Source organism: Aeromicrobium sp. 636 (genome assembly GCF_024433585.1).
Classification (GTDB): Bacteria; Actinomycetota; Actinomycetes; order Propionibacteriales; family Nocardioidaceae; genus Aeromicrobium; species Aeromicrobium senzhongii.
Window position 1 is genome coordinate 204,149 of sequence record NZ_WNJU01000002.1, and the last position, 14,044, is coordinate 218,192.

Consider the following 14,044-nt stretch of genomic DNA (forward strand, 5'->3'; position numbering starts at 1 on the left):
GGACCTTTGATTGGTCCCGGCATGGAACAATGGCCGCGTGAGCGAGCTCATCGACACCACCGAGATGTACCTGAGGACCATCTTCGAGCTGGAGGAGGAGGGGATCATCCCGCTGCGCGCGCGGATCGCCGAGCGCCTCCACCAAAGTGGCCCGACGGTCAGCCAGACGGTGGCGCGCATGGAGCGCGACGGACTGCTGACGGTCGAGGGCGACCGACACCTCGAGCTCTCCGAGCGCGGCCGCTCGCTGGCCATCCGCGTGATGCGCAAGCACCGGCTCGCCGAGCGGCTGCTCACCGACGTCATCGGTCTGGAGATCGAGTACGTCCACGAAGAGGCCTGTCGCTGGGAGCACGTGATGTCCGAGCAGGTCGAGCGCCGGCTCATCGAGCTGCTCGGCCACCCGACCGAGTCTCCGTACGGCAACCCGATCCCCGGCCTGGGCGAGTTGGGTCAGGACGAGACGCCGATCGACTTCCTCGACGGCGTGCAGTCCCTGCTGACCGCCGCGATCGGCGAGGAGCCGGTGCGCGTGGTCGTGCGCCGGATCGCCGAGGAGCTGCAGAAGGACACCGAGGTCATGTCCGTGCTGCGCCGTGTCGGCGCCCTGCCCGGCAACGACGTCCTGGCCTCGCGGGGCCACGACGGCCTCGTCGTCGCACGTCAGTCCGAGACGGCCGAGATCGATCCCGAAGCCGCCGCCCACATCTTCGTCTCGCGGTGAGCCGCACTCCTCCTCGTCCGGTCTGGGGTTGCAGCCCGGCTGGCATGCTTGCGCCATGACGATCGGCGCACGCGTGCGGGGCTGGTTCGAGCGCACCGGCTCCGAGGCACTGGGCTGGACCCTCGTCGTCCTGGGCATCCTCATGCTGGTCATGCCCGGTCCCGGCCTGCTGGGCATGTTCGGCGGCATCGTCCTGCTGGCGCGCCACTACACGTGGGCCGACCGGCTGGTCGACCCGCTCGAGGCGAAGGCCATGGAGGCCGCCCAGTACGGCGTCGCCACCATCCCGCGCATCCTGGTCAGCGTCCTGGGCATCATCTGGGTCGGCGCCGTGGGGCTGGTCTGGTTCCTGTCCCCGCAGATCCCCGAGTTCGAGATCCTCGGCGTCGGCTTCGGCCCCGAGCTGCCCGCCGCCGGCTGGGTCGGTGCGGTCGGCATCTGGTTCTCGGACCTGATCGCCCTCGTGCTGCTGGTCTACAGCATCCGCCGCTGGCGCTGATCGGGGCCAGCCTCCGGCACTAGGGTGGGGCGATGACCTCGAGCATCGATCCGGCCGCCGTCGAGCTGGGCCTGGACACTTTCGGCGACGTCGCGGCGGGTCCCGACGGTGCCCCGCTCCACCAGGCCGTCGTGCTGCGGCAGGTCGTCGACCAGGCGGTGCTGGCCGACCGCGTGGGCCTGAGCTTCATCGGACTGGGCGAGCACCACCGCGACGACTTCGCGATCACCGCCCCCGACGTCGTCCTGGGCGCGATCGCTGCGCGCACCGAGCGGATCCACCTCGGCTCGGCCGTCACGGTGCTCAGCTCCGACGACCCGATCCGCGTCTTCGAGAGCTTCTCGACGCTCGACGCCCTCTCGAACGGCCGCGCCGAGGTCATCTTGGGCCGCGGGTCGTTCACCGAGTCCTTCCCGCTGTTCGGCTTCGAGCTGGCCGACTACGAGCGGCTCTTCGCCGAGAAGCTCGATCTGTTCACGGCCCTGCTGACCGAGGAGCCCGTGACGTGGTCCGGCTCGATCCGTCCGCCGCTGACGGACCAGCGCGTGTACCCGCCCACCGAGTCGGGCCGGCTCAAGGCGTGGATCGGCGTCGGCGGCACGCCGCAGTCGGTCGTGCGGGCGGCGCACTACCGGCTGCCGCTCATGCTGGCGATCATCGGCGGGCCCCCGGCGCAGTTCGTGCCGCTGGCGAACTACTACCGCGACCTGTTGGCCGCCGACGGCGTCGAGCCGCTGCCGATCGGGATGCACTCGCCCGGCCACGTCGCACCGAGCGACGAGCAGGCCCGCGACGAGCTGTTCCCCCACTTCCAGGCCCAGCGCGACCGCATCGGCCGCGAGCGCGGCTGGCCGCCCACCACGCGGATCCAGTTCGAGCGCGACGCCAGCCCCGAGGGCGCCCTGTACGTCGGGTCGCCCGAGACCGTCGCCCGCAAGATCGCCACCAACATGGAGGCACTGGGCGTCAGCCGGTTCGACCTGAAGTACGCCAACGGCGCGATGCCGCACGAGCAGCTGATGCGCAGCATCGAGCTGTACGGGGCCCGGGTGGCCCCGCTCGTGCGCGACATGCTCGCCTGAGAGCCCGCTCGCCTACGCTGACCGCCATGGAGTCGATCCAGATCGCCGTTCTCGTCATCGTGGCGATCACGGCGGCCTCGGCGCTGGCGCCGCGGATCGGCATCGCCTCCCCGCTCGTGCTGCTGGCGGTGGGCATGGTCGTCAGCCTGCTGCCGTTCACTCCCGAGTTCGTCATCGAGCCGGAGTTCATCTTGTCGGGGCTCCTGCCACCGCTGTTGTACTCCACCGCCGTCAACATGCCGACGATGGACTTCCGGCGCGACTTCCGCACGATCAGCGGGCTGTCGGTCCTGCTCGTCGTCGTGAGCTCCTTGGTGCTCGGCGGCCTGTTCACCCTGCTGATCGACGGCATCGACTACCCGATGGCGGTGGCGCTGGGTGCCATCGTCAGCCCCACGGACGCGGTCGCCACCTCGATCGCGCGGCGCCTCGGCGCTCCCTCGCGCGTGGTCACGGTGTTGGAGGGCGAGAGCCTGCTCAACGACGCCACGGCGCTGGTGCTGCTGCGGACCGCCGTGGCCGCGACCGGGGCCGGCGTGAGCGCCGCCGGCGTCCTGGGCGACTTCGTGTGGGCGGTCGTCGGCGCCGTCTCGATCGGGTGGCTGGTGGGCGCGGTGCTGCTGCGCATCCGGGCGCGGATCGAGGACGCGGCCGTGACGACCGCGATCTCCTTCACGGTGCCGTTCCTGGCCTATCTGCCGGCGGAGCACCTGGGCGCCTCCGGGCTGGTCGCGGCGGTCACCGCGGGCCTCGTGACCGGTCACGGCCGGGCGAAGCACCTGGGCCCGCGCCAGCGGCTCTCCGACCACCAGAACTGGCGCACGATCGAGGTCCTGCTCGAGGGCGTGGTCTTCCTCGCGATGGGGCTGGAGGTCTCGGCGCTCGTCCAGGACGTCGAGGAGACCACCGACGGGGGAGTCGCGCGAGCCTTCACGCTGGCCGCCGTGGCGCTCGTCGTGGCGTTGGCCATCCGTGCGGGCTACACGGCGACCATCGTGCTCATGGAGCGTCGTCGTGAACGCCGCTCGCCGCAGGTCCGCGAGGCGATCGACCGGTGGCGCTCGCAGGTCGAGCACAGTCGCCATCCGCGCGCGGCCCGCTCGCGCCGCCGTCTGCGCCGGGTGGCCGCCGACATCGACTTCTACGACGCCTCGCGGTTCGGGCGGGGCGAGGGTCTCGTGCTCGTCTGGGCGGGCATGCGCGGCGTCGTGACGCTGGCCGCGGCCCAGACGCTGCCCACCGAGACCGACGGTCGTTCGCTGTTGGTCCTGGTGGCCTTCTTCGTGGCGCTGATCTCCTTGGTCGTGCAGGGCGGCACGCTGTCGGTGCTGGTGCGTCTGCTCGGTCTGGCGGGGCGCGAGCAGGAGTCGACCCAGGAGTGGGAGCAGTTGGACGCCCGGATGCTGGAGGCGGCCAACGAGGTCCTGGACGACGCCGATCCGACGGACCAGGCCCAGCTGTTGCGCGAGCGTGTCACCCAGAAGGCCGAGGATGACGCGCACGACCGCGACGTGATGAACCGGCTGCGGCTGCAGATCATCGAGCGACAGCGCCGGATGCTGCTGCACGAGCGCTCGCTCGGCACCTTCAGCAGTGCTGCGCTCGGGCGGATGCTCGCCCGGCTGGACGCCGACGAGCTGAGCATCGACCTCCGACGCGGTGACGAGGCCTGAGGGGTGTGAGGGTCACCTCATGGACGGCGACGCGCGCCGGGGGGGCTTGTGTTGACGGTGGGGCACGTGTGAGTGTTGTGACTGTCGTGGTGACCGAGGGACCTTTTTCTCCCGGGCCCCATCGGAGCCACGGGGGGTGTCTGCACCCGGAGCACGCCGTTCTTCCCCCAAGACGGCGTGAAGGTGCCGCGCCGGAGGTCCCCGTTCCCCATGGGCGCCCCGGCGCGGCATTCCCCTGTCGCGCCTGCAATGACGGCCGCCGGCGTACCTGGGTGCCCCCGAGAGGATTCGAACCTCCGACCTGCGGTTTAGGAAACCGTTGCTCTATCCCCTGAGCTACGGGGGCGCACCGGTCCATCTTTCCATGGCCGTCCTGTCACGCGGTCGACATGGGTCGAGTGGGGCCGTGTGGCGCTCCTGGCACCCGCAGTCGTCTCACGATTCGGATATCGGCCGTAGACTCGGCGGGTGCGAATCCTGCTGACGGGCGCCAACGGCGTGATGGGACGGGCGACGATCCCGGCCCTGCAGAACGCCGGGCACGAGGTCGTCGGACTCGTGCGCTCGCCCACGGCCGCCCGGCAGGTGCAGTCGACCGGTGCCACCGCCATCGTGGGCGACGTCCTCGACCGTGCCTCGGTGGTGCGGGCGATGCGTGGCTGTGACGCGGTGGTCAACTTCGCCACGCGCGTCCCCGTCGGAGCGGCCGCGATGCTGCCCGGATCGCTCAACCAGATCAACCGGATCCGCACGATCGGCGCCGGCGTGGTGGCCGACGCGGCGATCGAGTGCGGCACCGGACTGATGATCCAGCAGAGCCTGAGTCTCATCTACGCCGCTCGCGGCGAGGAGTGGATCGACGAGTCCGGCCCGATCGACGTGACGATGGTCAGCGAGCCGCTCACCGTCGCCGAGCAGCACGCCCAGCGGGTCGAGCGGGCCGGCGGCGTCGCCGTGCGGCTGCGCTACGGCCTGATCTGCGGCGACGACCCGAACTCGCAGTTCCTCGTGCACCGAGCTCGCAAGCGCCTCCCGATCGGCCTGGGCGACCCCGACTCGTGGATGCACGTGGTGCACCCCCTCGACATCGGCACCTCGGCCGTCGCCGCCCTGGGCGCGCCCAGTGGCGCCTACAACGTGGGGGCCGAGCCGCTCAAGCGCCGCGAGTACGTCGACGCGATCGCGCGGGTCGCGGGCCACAGCCACGGCCGGTTCTTCCGCCGCTGGCTGTTCAGCGTCACGGCCGACAAGCTCGAGCTGCTGGCCCGCTCGCAGCGGGTCACGTCGCAGCTGTTCATGGACCGCACCGGCTGGAAGCCCAGCCGGCCGGTCCTGACCCCGGACTGGTTCCGTGCCGGCTGAGGAGCGCGAGGAGGCCGCCCGCCGAGCCCGTCGCGAGCGCGCGGCGCGGCTGCTGGGCGACCTGCTGCCCTCCACGACCCGTGACGAGCGCTCCGAGGGATGGGGCGACGATCGCGGCGGCTCGACGCGTGACGACGAGCTGCGCCGGAACGTCCCCCCGCACCACGGCAAGGACTGAGCCCTCAGGCCGTGGGGTCGACCCCCGGGGCCGGCCCGCGCTGCGTGGCGCTGCCACCGAGGGCGTCGCGGATCTCGCGCAGCAGCAGGATGTCCTCGCTGGGCCCCTCGGGCTCCTCCTCCTGGCCCGTGGCGAGACGCTCCATCAGCTTCTTCGAGGGCACGACGAAGATGAAGTAGACCACCGCGGCGGTGATGAGGAACGTGATGATCGCGTTGATGACCGCGGCGAAGTCGATGACGGTCGCGTCGTTCTTCTCGATCAGCTGGTACGACAGCCCGTCGACGTTGGCGCCGCCGAACGCGTTGATGATCGGCTCGATGATCGCTGCGGTGAAGGTACTGACCAGGGCGGTGAACGCGGTGCCGATGACGACGGCGACGGCGAGGTCGACGATGTTGCCTCGCAGCAGGAAGTCCTTGAAACCTTGAAGCATGGTCGCTCCTTCGATGGTGGGGCTGACCTCTCGACAGTAGGCCCGCCTCACCGCGCCTGGCGAGCCACCACCACGGCGGCGAGCCGTGAGGTGACCGAGGCCCGCGCGACCTTCGTGGCCACGGCGGGGGCGGCGGCCACGGCGACGACCGCCGTCTCGCGCTCGACGTCGGTGCGGACCGTGACCACCTCGACGCCGGTGGCGACCGGGTGCGCATCACCCTCGTCGCCCACCGCCAGCAGGTCCACGGCGTCCCCGGCGCGCAGCAGCTCACCGGTGGCGGCGGGGACCTCGACCGTGGCCAGGACGCGTCCGTCTCCGAGGTCGCGCGGGTCGACGACGCGTCGGTCGGTGAAGATCTCGCCCGCGCGCATCGCTCCCGAGAGGGCGCGCCCGGTGACGTCGCCGGTGGTGACGGTGCCGTCGGGAACGGACTGGTCGGGGATGCGCCGGACCTGCAGGTCCGCCGCCCGCACGACGGTGCCACCGCCGAGGTCGCGGGCGGCGACCACGACGGCCCGCGAGTCGGGGGAGTGGGTCACCGCCGTGATCGCGGACCACACGGCCAGGCCGGCCAGCATCGCGGCCAGCACACGCCGATGGGTCAGGACGAAACGAGCGACCGATTCCATGCGGCGAGGCTAGGCACGATCAGCGCCGGGGGTGTGGTTCGTCCACAGCTGCCCGGGTGCAGCGGGCTCAGGCGGTGCCGGAGCCCGTCGATCCGCTGGAGGAACTCGAGGAGGACGACGTCGAGGAGGACGTGGACGAGCTCGACGAGGAGGAGCCCGACGACGAGCCGGGGGTCGACCGGCTGTCGTTGCGGTAGAACCCCGAGCCCTTGAAGACCACGCCGGCGGCACCGAAGACCTTGCGCAGCTGACCGCTGCAGGCCGGGCACGTCGTCAGCGCGGCGTCGGAGAAGCTCTGCTTGACCTCGAGCTGCTCGCCACAGTCGGCGCAACGGTATTGGTACGTGGGCACGACGAGAAGGATACCGCTCGCAACCCAGCGCTAGAGTGGGACGTCCACGCCCCCTATCCGAGGACCCAGCACTGTGACCGAATGGCTTCTGCTGTTCACGTCGTTCCTCCTGATGCTCGCGTGCGGGGTGTTCGTCGCCGCGGAGTTCTCCTTCGTCACCGTCGACCGCGCCACGATCGAGCGCGAGGCCGCTGCGGGCGACCGCGGTGCGCAGGGCACGGCCAAGGCGCTCCACTCCCTCTCGACCCAGTTGAGCGGCGCCCAGCTGGGCATCACGATCACCAACCTCGCGATCGGCTTCCTGGCCGAGCCGGCGATCGGACGGCTGCTGCACGATCCGCTGACCTCGATCGGCCTGTCCGGTGGCGGCCTCAATGCCGCGTCCTACGCGATCGCGCTGATCCTGAGCACCTTCGTGACGATGCTGGTCGGCGAGCTGATCCCCAAGAACCTCGCGCTGTCCCTGCCCCAGCAGACGGCCGCGTACACGCAGTGGATGCAGCGCGCGTTCACCAAGGCGATGGCGTGGCCCATCCGCGGCCTGAACAACATGGCCAACCGCACGCTGCTGTGGCTCGGTGTCGAGCCGCAGGAGGAGTTGCGGTCCGCTCGTTCGCCGCTGGAGCTGCGGTCGCTCGTCCTGCGCTCGGCGTCCGAGGGTGCGATCGACGACGAGACCGCCGAACTGGTCGCCCGGAGCATCGCCTTCGGCGATCGCACCGCGGCCGACGTGCGGACCCCGCGCGTCCGCGTCCACTTCCTCGAGGAGCGCGACACCGCGATGGACCTGATCGAGGCGGCCCGCCAGACGGGGCACTCGAAGTTCCCGGTGATCGGTCGCTCGCCCGATGACGTGGTCGGCGTCGTGCACGTCAAGCAGGCCGTCGCGGTCGACCCCGACCGCCGCCGCAGCGTCCGCCTCTCCGAGATCGCCGAGCGCGCCGCCACGGTGCCCGACACCCTCGAGCTCGATCCGCTGCTGGTGCAGTTGCGCGACCAGAACAACCAGATGGCGATCGTCGTGGACGAGTACGGCGGCACCGACGGCATCGTCACGCTCGAGGACCTCGTCGAGGAGATCGTCGGCGACATCGCCGACGAGCACGACCGGGTGTCCGACTCGAGCCGGCACCGCCGCGACGGGACCTGGTCGCTGTCGGGTCTGCTGCGACCGGACGAGGTCTTCGAGCAGACCGGCGTCGCGCTGCCCGAGGGCGAGGACTACGAGACGATCGCCGGCCTGATGCTCGAGCGCCTGGGCCGCCTCGCGGTGCGCGACGACGTCGTCGTGCTGCAGGTCGACTCCACCCCCGAGAACGACGAGGACGACGCGGTGCCGTTGACCGTGCGCCTGCGGGTCGAGCGGCTCGAGGGCCGCCGGATCGACCGCATCGCGCTGACGATCGACGACTCGGACGACGACCAGGAGGCCGACCGATGAGCGGCTGGCCGGCGTTGCTGCTGACCTTGGTCCTGCTGCTGCTGAACGCCCTGTTCGTGGCGGCGGAGTTCGCACTGATCTCGGCCCGGCGCACGCAGCTCGAGCCCGAGGCCCAGGCCGGCAAGCGCAGTGCGAAGCTGGCGCTCAAGGCGATGGAGAACGTCACCCTCGCGATGGCGGCGGCACAGCTCGGCATCACCATGTGCTCGCTGGGCCTGGGCGCGATCAGCGAGCCCGCGATCGCGCACCTGCTGGAGCCGGCCTTCGAGTACTTCGGGGTCGCCGACGCGCTCGTGCACCCGATCTCGTTCGCGATCGCGCTGACCCTGGTGGTCTTCCTGCACGTCGTCTACGGCGAGATGGTGCCCAAGAACCTGGCATTGGCGGCGCCTGACCGGGCGGCCCTCATCCTGGGTCCGTTCATGCTGGGCGTCATCGCGGTGCTCAAGCCGCTCGTGGTGGCGCTCAACGCGATCGCCAACGGCGCGGTGCGCCTGGCCGGCATCGAGCCCAAGGACGAGGTCAACTCGACGTTCACCCACGACGAGGTCGCCGGTCTGCTCGAGGAGTCGCGCCGTGAGGGCCTGCTCGACGACGACGAGTACGGCCTGGTCACCGGTGCCCTGGACTTCCACGAGGGCACGGTGTCCCAGGTGCTGCTGCCCCGCGACAGCCTGGTGACGATCGCCCCGGGGTCGACGCCCGTCGACGTCGAGGAGGCGTGCGCCCGCACCGGCTACTCGCGGTTCCCGGTCGCCGGAGCCGACGGCGAGCTGACGGGCTACCTGCACATCAAGGACGTCCTCGAGACCGAGGACGCCTCGCGGCACCGCCCCATCGCGGACAAGTGGCTGCGGCCCCTGTCGACGGTGCGGATGTCCAGCGGCCTGTACGACGCCCTGCGCACGATGCAGGCCAAGGGCTCGCACATGGCCCGCGTGGCCGACGAGTCCGGCACCGTGATCGGCGTCGTGATGCTCGAGGACGTGCTGGAGGAGCTCGTCGGCGAGATCCGCGAGCAGGTCTGACCGCATCGCGGAGGCCCTCGCCGGGGCGGCCCGACGAAGTGCCTACAGGCGGCCCCGAGGGCGGCACTAGACTCGGGGGGTGGCCGCCGAAACTCCTGAGTCCGTTGCCGAAGCCCATCACGACACCGTCATCGTCGTCGACTTCGGTGCCCAGTACGCCCAGCTGATCGCGCGACGCGTGCGTGAGGCGAAGGTCTACTCCGAGATCATGCCGCACACGGCGACGTCCGAGGAGATCCTGGCCAAGAACCCCAAGGCCGTCATCCTGTCCGGCGGCCCCTCCTCGGTGTACGAGACCGGCGCCCCGCAGCTGCCGCTCGGCCTGGTCGACTCCGGCACCGCCGTCTTCGGCATCTGCTACGGATTCATGGCCATGGCCCAGGCGCTCGGCGGCGAGGTCGCCAAGACCGGTCAGCGCGAGTACGGACGTACGGCCGTCTCGGTGCTCGAGCCGGGGACCCTGCTGGCCGGCCTGCCCGAGACCCTCGTCAGCTGGATGTCCCACGGCGACGAGGTCGTGCGGGCGCCGGAGGGCTTCACCCTCAGTGCCAAGAGCGACCGCGCCACCGTCGCCGCCTTCGAGAACGTCGACCGCCGTCTCGCGGGCGTGCAGTGGCACCCCGAGGTCATGCACTCGCAGTTCGGCCAGAAGATCCTCGAGCACTTCCTGTTCGGCATCGCCGGCTGCGAGCCCACCTGGACCAGCGCCAACATCGTCGAGGAGCAGGTCGAGCTGATCCGCGAGCAGGTCGGCGACGCGCGCGTCATCTCGGCCCTGTCCGGCGGAGTCGACTCGGCCGTCTCGACCGCGCTCGTGCAGAAGGCGATCGGCGACCAGCTGACCGCCGTCTTCGTCGACCACGGCCTGTTGCGCGAGGGCGAGGCCGAGCAGGTCCGCAAGGACTACGTCGCGGCCACCGGGGTCGACCTGAAGGTCGTCGACGCCCAGGACCAGTTCCTGGGCTTCCTCGACGGCGTCACCGACCCGGAGGAGAAGCGCAAGATCATCGGCCGCGAGTTCATCCGCACCTTCGAGGCCGCCGAGCGCGAGGTGCTCGCCACCCCGGGCGCGCCGGTCAAGTTCCTGGTGCAGGGCACGCTCTACCCCGACGTCGTCGAGTCCGGTGGCGGCGAAGGCGCGGCCAACATCAAGAGCCACCACAACGTCGGCGGCCTGCCCGAGGACCTCGAGTTCTCGCTGATCGAGCCCCTGCGCACGCTGTTCAAGGACGAGGTGCGTCAGGTCGGTCGCGAGCTGGGCATCCCCGAGGCGATCGTCTCGCGGCACCCGTTCCCCGGGCCCGGACTGGCGATCCGTATCGTCGGCGCCGTCAGCGAGGAGCGCCTGCAGATCCTGCGCCGCGCCGACGCGATCGTGCGCGAGGAGACCACGGCCGCGGGCCTCGACAACGAGATCTGGCAGTTCCCGGTGGTGCTGCTGGCCGACGTGCGCTCGGTCGGCGTCCAGGGCGACGGCCGCACCTACGGCCACCCCATCGTGCTGCGTCCGGTCTCGAGCGAGGACGCCATGACGGCCGACTGGAGCCGCCTGCCGTACGAGCTGCTCGAGCGGATCTCCACCCGCATCACCAACGAGGTCGACGAGGTCAACCGCGTCGTCCTCGACGTCACGAGCAAGCCGCCGGGCACCATCGAGTGGGAGTGAGCGTTTTCGTCCCTCGTCCGGTCGCCGTTAGGGTGGACCGATGAGTTGGCGAGGTGCGCGTCCTGTCCTGCTCGTGCTGGCTGTCGTGGCCACGCTCGGGGTGTTCGGGTGGTACATGATCTCGGGCGGCGACTCCGGGGACGACCAGACCACCGGTGCGGCCCCGACCGCCGAGCCGACCGAGTCGGTCCTGACCGTCGACCCGAGTCGCGAGGCCCCGGCGCCGAAGCCCACGACCGAGCCGACGACGGTGCCCACCGTCACGGAGTGCGAGGACGAGAACACGCGCTTCAACGCCGACGGCACCCAGGGCGACAGCCTGCTGCCGGACTGCGGCCAGACCCCCGTCACGAAGCAGCAGCAGCAGACCGACGGTCTCTCGTTGGCGTGCGGCGGCGACTACCCGGTGATCCTCTACAAGTCCACCACCACGGCGGCGAAGACCTCGATCTGCGGCCGTGACGCCGTGGGCGACCGGTTCCGCGTCGTCGTGAAGCCCCAGGGCGGCGACACCGTCGACCTGCCGGGCGAATACGACTGGCGACGCGACGTCTACGTCGCCGAGGCCGGCGGCACGCGGTACGAACTGCACGCCGTCGACGGTTCCCTGCACGTCATCCGTGACGGACAGACCCGCGTCCAGGACTCGAAGGACTGGATCTCGTTGGACAACGAGATCGACGACCTCTGACCGGGCGGTGGCGTGGGCGAATCCGTCCTGCGCTAGTTTCGACAACAGACACCCCACACAAGGAGCACATCGACGTGAGCACCTCTCCTGTCAAGGTGGCCGTCACCGGCGCCGCCGGCCAGATCGGCTACAGCCTTCTCTTCCGTCTTGCCAGCGGCTCGCTGCTCGGTCCCGACACCCCGATCCAGCTGCGGCTGCTCGAGATCACCCCGGCGCTCAAGGCGCTCGAGGGCGTCGTGATGGAGCTCGACGACTGCGCGTTCCCGACGCTGGACTCGGTCGAGATCGGTGACGACCCGAACCACATCTTCGACGGCGCGAACCTCGCCCTGCTCGTGGGCGCGCGTCCGCGCACCAAGGGCATGGAGCGCGGCGACCTGCTGGAGGCCAACGGCGCGATCTTCACCGCGCAGGGCAAGGCCCTCAACGAGGTCGCGGCCGACGACATCCGCATCGGCGTCACCGGCAACCCGGCGAACACCAACGCGCTGATCGCGATGAAGAACGCGCCGAACATCCCGGCCGAGCGCTTCACCGCCCTGACCCGCCTCGACCACAACCGGGCGATCAGCCAGCTGGCCGCCAAGACCGGCGCCAAGGTCGCGGACATCACCAAGATGACGATCTGGGGCAACCACTCGGCCACCCAGTACCCGGACATCTTCCACGCCGAGATCGCCGGCCGGAACGCCGCCGAGGTCGTCGACGACCAGGCCTGGATCGAGAACGACTTCATCCCGACCGTCGCCAAGCGCGGCGCCGCGATCATCGAGGCCCGCGGTGCGTCCAGCGCCGCCTCGGCCGCCTCGGCCACGATCGACGCCGCCCGCGACTGGCTGACCGGCTCCGCCGAGAACGACTGGGTCTCCATGGCCGTGGCGTCCGACGGCTCCTACGGTGTGCCCGAGGGCCTCATCAGCTCGTTCCCCGTCACCACCAAGAACGGTGACTGGGAGATCGTCCAGGGTCTCGAGATCGACGAGTTCAGCCGCGCCCGGATCGACGCCAGCGTCGCCGAGCTCGCGGAGGAGCGCGACGCGGTCACGCAGCTGGGCCTCATCTGAGCCGAGTAGCGAACGCAAGCAGGGCCGCCCCTCGGGGCGGCCCTGCTTCTTTTTCGTCTCGGGGTACCGCTCAGGACGGCACGAGGATCGCCAGCACGAGCAGCGAGACGCCCAGGAAGCCCATCCACACGACGTCGAACAGCTTGCCGCGCACGCGCAGCATGCCGGTGTGGTCGATCGGCACGACCATGCGGGCGACCGCGGAGACCATGAACGAGACACCGATCACCATGAGGCCCGCACGCCAGGGGCCGAGCACGACCATCCCCAGCCCGACCGCGACCGCCAGCAGGTGCACCAGGTAGATCCGCGACCCGTTGCTTCGGGGGAGCTTCACCCGGCGTCCTCGGCGGCGGCCTCGCTGAAGTCGACGACGTTGCTGAGCAGCATCGCCCGCGTCATCGGCCCGACGCCGCCGGGGTTGGGGGTGACCCAGCCGGCGGTGTCCCACACGTCCGGCGCGAGGTCGCCGACGATCTTGCCGTTCTCGTCGCGGCTGACGCCGACGTCGAGCAACGCGGCACCCGGCTTGACCATGTCGCCGGTGATGATGCCCGGGACGCCCGCGGCGGCGATGACGATGTCGGCGCGGCGCACCTCGGCCGCCAGGTCGCGCGTGCCGGTGTGGCACAGGGTGACGGTGGCGTTCTCGCTGCGGCGGGTCAGCAACAGGCCCATGGGACGGCCGACCGTGATGCCGCGGCCGACGACCACGGCATGCTTGCCGGCGATCTCGACGTCGTGGCGGCGCAGCAACTCGAGGATGCCGCGCGGGGTGCACGGCAGGGGAGCGGGCTTGCCCAGCACGAGCCAGCCCAGGTTCGTCGGATGCAGGCCGTCGGCATCCTTCGCCGGGTCGATCCGGCCGATCACGGCGTTCTCGTCCAGCCCTTTCGGCAGCGGCAGCTGCACGATGTAGAGGGTGCACTTCGGGTCGGCGTTGAGCTCGTCGACGGCCGCCTCGACCTCGGCCTGGCTCGCGTCGGCCGGCAGGTCGATGCGGATCGACTCGATGCCGATCTCGGCGCAGTCCTTGTGCTTGGCGCCGACGTACCAGCGGCTGGCCGGGTCGTCGCCGACGAGGATCGTGCCGAGGCCGGGCGTGATGCCGCGGGCGCGCAGGGCGTCGACACGATCACGCAGCTCGGACTTGATGGTGGCGGCGACGGCCTTGCCGTCGAGGGTCTGGGCGGTCACGGACCCAGTCTTTCACGCT

Annotated in this window: 16 protein-coding genes and 1 tRNA gene; 11 read left to right on the forward strand and 6 right to left on the reverse strand. The window is 70.8% G+C overall.

Annotated features, from left to right (window positions below; translation table 11 throughout):
• Window positions 1-37: 37 nt before the first annotated feature.
• From GL325_RS07585 to GL325_RS07600, 4 genes are read left to right on the forward strand one after another with little or no spacing between them, the layout of a single operon-like run.
• Window positions 38-724: a metal-dependent transcriptional regulator gene (locus GL325_RS07585; RefSeq protein ID WP_187411552.1), complete on the forward strand. Its 687-nt coding sequence runs from the start codon at window positions 38-40 to the stop codon at window positions 722-724.
• A gap of 55 nt (window positions 725-779) precedes the next feature.
• Window positions 780-1,223, forward strand: a complete 444-nt coding sequence (locus tag GL325_RS07590; protein ID WP_154596552.1) for a PGPGW domain-containing protein — start codon at window positions 780-782, stop codon at window positions 1,221-1,223.
• Between the two features lie 32 nt (window positions 1,224-1,255).
• Complete coding sequence (locus tag GL325_RS07595; protein WP_187769146.1) at window positions 1,256-2,305, forward strand: LLM class flavin-dependent oxidoreductase; 1,050 nt, start codon at window positions 1,256-1,258, stop codon at window positions 2,303-2,305.
• A gap of 26 nt (window positions 2,306-2,331) precedes the next feature.
• The gene (locus tag GL325_RS07600; protein WP_154596554.1) at window positions 2,332-3,978 is read left to right on the forward strand and encodes a sodium:proton antiporter; all 1,647 of its coding nucleotides are present in this window, start codon (window positions 2,332-2,334) and stop codon (window positions 3,976-3,978) included.
• A gap of 273 nt (window positions 3,979-4,251) precedes the next feature.
• Here GL325_RS07600 and GL325_RS07605 read toward each other — a convergent pair.
• Window positions 4,252-4,324 (reverse strand) — tRNA-Arg (locus GL325_RS07605).
• 122 nt (window positions 4,325-4,446) lie between these two features.
• On the opposite strand from GL325_RS07605, the gene GL325_RS07610 reads away from it, so the two are divergent.
• Together GL325_RS07610 and GL325_RS07615 are read left to right on the forward strand one after the other, a co-directional pair.
• Window positions 4,447-5,340: an NAD(P)-dependent oxidoreductase gene (locus tag GL325_RS07610; RefSeq protein ID WP_154596555.1), complete on the forward strand. Its 894-nt coding sequence runs from the start codon at window positions 4,447-4,449 to the stop codon at window positions 5,338-5,340.
• The gene (locus tag GL325_RS07615; protein ID WP_154596556.1) at window positions 5,330-5,518 is read left to right on the forward strand and encodes a hypothetical protein; all 189 of its coding nucleotides are present in this window, start codon (window positions 5,330-5,332) and stop codon (window positions 5,516-5,518) included. The genes GL325_RS07610 and GL325_RS07615 overlap by 11 nt, the downstream gene beginning before the upstream one ends.
• Before the next feature lie 4 nt (window positions 5,519-5,522).
• Here GL325_RS07615 and mscL read toward each other — a convergent pair whose 3' ends face one another.
• From mscL to GL325_RS07630, 3 genes are all read right to left on the reverse strand, one after another.
• Complete coding sequence (gene mscL, locus GL325_RS07620) at window positions 5,523-5,954, reverse strand: large conductance mechanosensitive channel protein MscL (protein ID WP_154596557.1); 432 nt, start codon at window positions 5,952-5,954, stop codon at window positions 5,523-5,525.
• Window positions 5,955-6,001: 47 nt separating this feature from the next.
• On the reverse strand, window positions 6,002-6,586 hold the full coding sequence (locus tag GL325_RS07625) for an SAF domain-containing protein (protein ID WP_154596558.1): 585 nt from the start codon (window positions 6,584-6,586) through the stop codon (window positions 6,002-6,004).
• Window positions 6,587-6,653: 67 nt separating this feature from the next.
• Window positions 6,654-6,938: an FmdB family zinc ribbon protein gene (locus GL325_RS07630; RefSeq protein WP_187411551.1), complete on the reverse strand. Its 285-nt coding sequence runs from the start codon at window positions 6,936-6,938 to the stop codon at window positions 6,654-6,656.
• A gap of 73 nt (window positions 6,939-7,011) precedes the next feature.
• Between GL325_RS07630 and GL325_RS07635 the strand changes: the two genes are divergently transcribed.
• The 5 genes from GL325_RS07635 (at window position 7,012) to GL325_RS07655 (ending at window position 12,828) form a co-directional block, all read left to right on the forward strand.
• Window positions 7,012-8,379 (forward strand): hemolysin family protein, encoded by a 1,368-nt coding sequence (locus GL325_RS07635; protein WP_187411550.1) that lies wholly within the window; start codon window positions 7,012-7,014, stop codon window positions 8,377-8,379.
• Window positions 8,376-9,407 carry a hemolysin family protein gene (locus GL325_RS07640; RefSeq protein ID WP_154596559.1) on the forward strand — a complete coding sequence of 344 codons (1,032 nt, stop codon included), beginning with the start codon at window positions 8,376-8,378 and terminating at the stop codon, window positions 9,405-9,407. Before GL325_RS07635 ends, GL325_RS07640 begins: the two co-directional genes overlap by 4 nt.
• Before the next feature lie 79 nt (window positions 9,408-9,486).
• Window positions 9,487-11,073 (forward strand): glutamine-hydrolyzing GMP synthase, encoded by a 1,587-nt coding sequence (guaA, locus tag GL325_RS07645; RefSeq protein WP_187411549.1) that lies wholly within the window; start codon window positions 9,487-9,489, stop codon window positions 11,071-11,073.
• A 40-nt stretch (window positions 11,074-11,113) separates the two neighbouring features.
• Entirely contained in the window at window positions 11,114-11,764 is a 651-nt protein-coding gene (locus GL325_RS07650) for a hypothetical protein (RefSeq protein ID WP_154596560.1), read from the forward strand.
• Between the two features lie 74 nt (window positions 11,765-11,838).
• Window positions 11,839-12,828: a malate dehydrogenase gene (locus tag GL325_RS07655; RefSeq protein ID WP_187411548.1), complete on the forward strand. Its 990-nt coding sequence runs from the start codon at window positions 11,839-11,841 to the stop codon at window positions 12,826-12,828.
• Window positions 12,829-12,898: 70 nt separating this feature from the next.
• Here GL325_RS07655 and GL325_RS07660 read toward each other — a convergent pair whose 3' ends face one another.
• Together GL325_RS07660 and GL325_RS07665 are read right to left on the reverse strand one after the other, a co-directional pair.
• Entirely contained in the window at window positions 12,899-13,165 is a 267-nt protein-coding gene (locus tag GL325_RS07660; protein ID WP_154596562.1) for a DUF3017 domain-containing protein, read from the reverse strand.
• Window positions 13,162-14,025 (reverse strand): bifunctional methylenetetrahydrofolate dehydrogenase/methenyltetrahydrofolate cyclohydrolase, encoded by an 864-nt coding sequence (locus tag GL325_RS07665; RefSeq protein WP_187411547.1) that lies wholly within the window; start codon window positions 14,023-14,025, stop codon window positions 13,162-13,164. The genes GL325_RS07660 and GL325_RS07665 overlap by 4 nt, the downstream gene beginning before the upstream one ends.
• Window positions 14,026-14,044: the final 19 nt, after the last annotated feature.